Raw genomic sequence first — 4,036 nt, 5'->3', positions numbered from 1 at the left:
ACATCTCCCACAGGCAATGCGACGGAAGCCAAGGGGCAGGGGACAAAGTCCAAGCGCGATGTCATCTATGTGGACGAGCAGGGCAACCCTGTCGAAAAACCCATTGATCCCGAAGCCGTCTGGCAGGAAGCCACAAAGGCTATGGAAGCACAGCAGTACGAGGAAGCGCTGAAGAAGCTGCGCGTTCTCTACGATCAGCCGCAGCTGAAGCGTGACCGGCGGCTGGATGTGCTGTACGGCATCAGCGATTGTCTGTGGGAGATGTACAAGGACAAGCCGCAGGCTGGATACGACGCCATCGTTTCCGCCACCAGCGAAGCGCTCAATGCCGATCTGCGTAATGAGCGTGCGCCGGATGCCTATGCCCGGCTGGGCAGCATCAACCTGCGCATCGGCAATATGGATGAAGCGCGTGCCAACATGCTGGCGCTGCTGCGGCAATACCCGCTGTCGCCGCTGGTGGCCGACTCCATGACGGAACTGGGCCGCGAGCAGCTGAAACGCGAAATGTATGACGACGCGGCGGAATCCTTCAGGACGGTGCTGGAGAATTATCCTGAAAGCGCCTCCATGGAAGAAGCCTCCATGGGGCTGGGCAAGGCACTGGTGCGCCTGGGTCGGCATAACGACGCCAGCGTCATCATGGACTTCGTCAACAAGCGCTGGCCGCGCTGTTACCTCAAGGATACGGATTTCCTGCTGGTGCAGGCGGAAAATCTGGAAGCTCTCCGCCGCAACGATGCGGCAATGGATGTCTACTGGCTCTTCGTCAATCTGCAGCCGCGGCGTGAAGGCAATAACGACCTGCTGCTCAAGATGGCTGACAATTACACCCGCGGCAACCAGTGGAACGCCGCCTCCCTGATGTACCAGCGCATCATGAAGCTGTGGCCGGGGATCAGTTCCAGCCGCGTCAGCCAGTTGCGACTTGCGGAAAAGGGGATCTATGACGGCCCGTTGAACTACGAGCAGATGAGCGCCTTGTTTGCCCGTCCTGCGGAAGACACGCCGCTCGAACGGGTCTATCGGGAGATCATGGAAGCCTCGGAAACGTCTCCGGAATGCGTCCTCTCTCGTCTCAAGTACGCCATGTGGCTGCTCTGGGACAAACAGTTCACTCAGGCTATGGGCAGCGCGGCGGACTTCATCGACCGCTATCCCGAACATCCCGGCGTGCCGCAGGCCCGCGACATCATCTGGACGGCCTTCCAGAGCGAGCTGGGCAACGCGCTGGCCGAGCAGAATTACCGCCGTATCCTGCTCCTCTGGAACGGTTTCCCGCTGGTGCGCGAGCGCTACGGCGAACTGGATCCCAAGATGCGCTATGCTCTGGCGCAGGGGTATATGGAGCGCGGCGACGAGGCCAAGGGACTTGAGCTGCTGGGAGCCTTCCTGACCGCCAAGATGGATCCCGATTACGGCGAGCTGGCGCTTACCGAATACTTCAACCGTTACCTCAAGGCCGGCGCGTGGGACAAGATCCTGGATCTGTCCAAGATCGTCGCCGGCTGGCCCCTGCGGCCGCAGCTGCGCTCCCAGCTGGAATACGCCACGGCGCTCTCAGCCCAGAATCTGGGCCTTTCCGGCGCGGCGCTTTCCCGCTGGCGTCAGCTTGCCATCCGTCAGGATATCCCGCTGTACCAGCGGGCCTACGCCACCTATTTCCTCGCACGGGATGCCGAAGTCCGCAAGGATGTGGGCGACGCCTATACCTACAACAAGCAGGTGATCGATCTCTTCCAGCAGCTGGCGGACGAACGCTCCGACAAGGCGGATCCGGAACGCATCAAGGAATCCATCGGCGCGCTCATGGATATCTGCGAGGTGGCCAACCGCGTCCCCGAAGCATTGGAGTGGGTCAAGCGCTACAGTGAATATGTGCCGGATGCCAGCTCGCCTGAGTATCCCGGCCTGCGCTACCGCGAGGCCCGTCTGTACCGCAAGCTGGGGGACAATACGCGTGCCCAGTTCCTGTTGGAAGATGTGGTCAAGCGCTTCCCCGACTCGCCTTTCGGCAAGGCGGCTGCCAGTGAGCTGCGGACATTCGAGGTCTCCCGCGACCTCAAGGATTTTATGCCGGGAGGTTCCGCCGGTGCGCCGGCTCCGGCGCAGGGCAACGGCAATGCAGCCGCTCCTGCCGGCAACCCTCCGGCCAATCCCTAAACTTCTCTGAGAAGAATATTCCCGGAGAGGAGGTATGAACTGATGAAATTCCTGACGTCCTGTGTGGCGCTGCTGCTCTTTGTCCTGGCTGGTTGCACGGCCGCGCAACAGCGCGGTATGACGGGAACGACCTATGTTTCCACATCTCGCCCGGCTTTTTCGGCAACGGCAAAGCAACTTCCGCTGCTTGCGGCCGGTTTCGGACGCTCCTCCCTGACGGAGCCCGGCGTGCTCGGCGGACTGAATGTCGATGCCTGGATCGCCGTTTACGGCAAGGGCGACGGCAATGGGCCTCTGGCCATCGTGGCGCAGGGAGAGCTGGACGATCCGTGGAACTGGAACAGCGCCTTGTATCATCCGTTCGCCATCCATGAGGGGGCGGACGTGCTCAACGGTCTTGGCGTGGAGACCTGCACTTACATGGTCAGCGAATCCCGCGACGCCTTTTTGCCGTTCATGCGGCCGCAGACGGCGTCCGCGAAAAAGGATGGAGAGACGCCGGCCCGCCGGTGGATCGCCCGCGTCTTTGCCTGCCGCACGGACTTCAACAAGGGCAAGCTCATCTTTGAATACCGTGAGCCGCTGCCTGAAGGATTTACTTCTCTGACCAGCGTGCCGTACGGCATGTCCGATCTTATCCCCGCATTTGAGGAACGTGCCCGCCAGGCTTTTGAGGTCAATCTTTCGCCGGCGAAGCCTGCGGAAATCCGGCAGGAATATCTGGCAGATCTCAACTGGCAGTATCTGGATGAAAAGTTTTGGGGAACTGTCTTCCTTAACGACTACTCCATCAGAAAGTGATGTTCCCACAAAACGGTGGTGCTTCCTCTGCGGGAAACAAGTTGACGTCCATAACCTGAGCGTGTAAGTCATTGACTGGACATTATTTTGTCTTTTGACAAATTCCCTTTTACGAAGAGGTTAAGGAATGGACGATTATTTGAAGGAAGCACTGGAAATTGCGCGTGCGCAGGCAAGTGTGCGTGTAATGAGTGAGGACGAGATCACGTCCTTCATTCAGAAGCTGGCCCAAGGTATTCGTTGCGTGGCCGAAGGCGACGCCCCGACGGAACTTGACGGCGGCGATCTGGTGATCGAAGCCCGCAAGTCGGTCAAGGAAAAATCTGTGACTTGTCTGGAATGCGGCAAGACCTTCAAAATCCTGACCCGCCGCCACCTGGCCTCTCATGGTATGGATGCCGCCGCCTATCGCGAAAAGTGGGGCTTCAAAAAGGATGCGCCGCTTGTCTGCAAGGCTCTGCAGCGGGAACGTCGCCGCAAGATGAAGGATATGAAGCTCTGGGAAAAGCGCCGCAAGGCCGACTAGCTTTCCCGGTATCATAGAGAACGCAAAAGAGGAGGGGAGTCCTTGGACTTCCTTCCTCTTTTTTTGCCGATCGGACATGATGTCCGTTCCCTCTGGCGGTCTCGCCGTAAAGCTCCATGACCATCTCCGAACATCCCCCGCATCCTTCTCCCGGAACGTGATACACGGCATCGTTCTGGATGCCCGTCTCCCGCGCAAAGACGATCATGTCAGGGACAGCCCTATATTGCGGACTACCAACAAGCAAGAAGATATGGCGCGCTCGCTCTACCGCGCCGCCTTCTGGTGGTCATTTGCCACATTGTCGACACGGCAGGAGTAAAAAATACCGCGAAGGGGAAAGGGCTTACGATATGCAGCGCCGTCCGGCCCAAAGTGAGCGTAAAAACCGCACTTTTTCCGCGAAGCGCCAGGCCGAATGGCTTGAAACGCGAATCTCTCCAAACTGGAAATGCTCTGGGACTGCACAGCCTAGGGTCAGGACTCATTAAAGGTAAAAAATGACAATGGCAGCAATATGGATTGCCGAAAGGAATGTATGGGCAC

At 58.9% G+C, this 4,036-nt stretch carries 3 protein-coding genes; all 3 read left to right on the top strand.

Annotation, left to right across the window (positions count from 1 at the left end; translation table 11 throughout):
• On the top strand, positions 1-2,163 hold a 2,163-nt coding region (locus tag Q0K00_RS11485; RefSeq protein ID WP_297229658.1), incomplete at its 5' end, for a tetratricopeptide repeat protein.
• Positions 2,164-2,205: 42 nt separating this feature from the next.
• On the top strand, positions 2,206-2,964 hold the full coding sequence (locus tag Q0K00_RS11480; RefSeq protein WP_297229656.1) for a DUF4851 domain-containing protein: 759 nt from the start codon (positions 2,206-2,208) through the stop codon (positions 2,962-2,964).
• Positions 2,965-3,091: 127 nt separating this feature from the next.
• Positions 3,092-3,490, top strand: coding sequence for a MucR family transcriptional regulator (locus Q0K00_RS11475; protein WP_297229654.1), 399 nt, complete (start codon positions 3,092-3,094; stop codon positions 3,488-3,490).
• The last annotated feature ends 546 nt before the right edge of the window (positions 3,491-4,036 follow it).

This window comes from uncultured Desulfovibrio sp. (assembly GCF_944327235.1).
GTDB lineage: Bacteria > Desulfobacterota > Desulfovibrionia > Desulfovibrionales > Desulfovibrionaceae > Desulfovibrio.
This window is presented reverse-complemented; position numbering and strand designations above follow the sequence as displayed.

What these genes read in the sequence shown, in the direction of transcription:
- Q0K00_RS11480 (WP_297229656.1), top strand. Translation starts at nt 2,206, where the DNA reads ATGAAATTCCTGACGTCCTGTGTGGCGCTGCTGCTCTTTGTCCTGGCT.
- Q0K00_RS11475 (WP_297229654.1), top strand. Translation starts at nt 3,092, where the DNA reads ATGGACGATTATTTGAAGGAAGCACTGGAAATTGCGCGTGCGCAGGCA.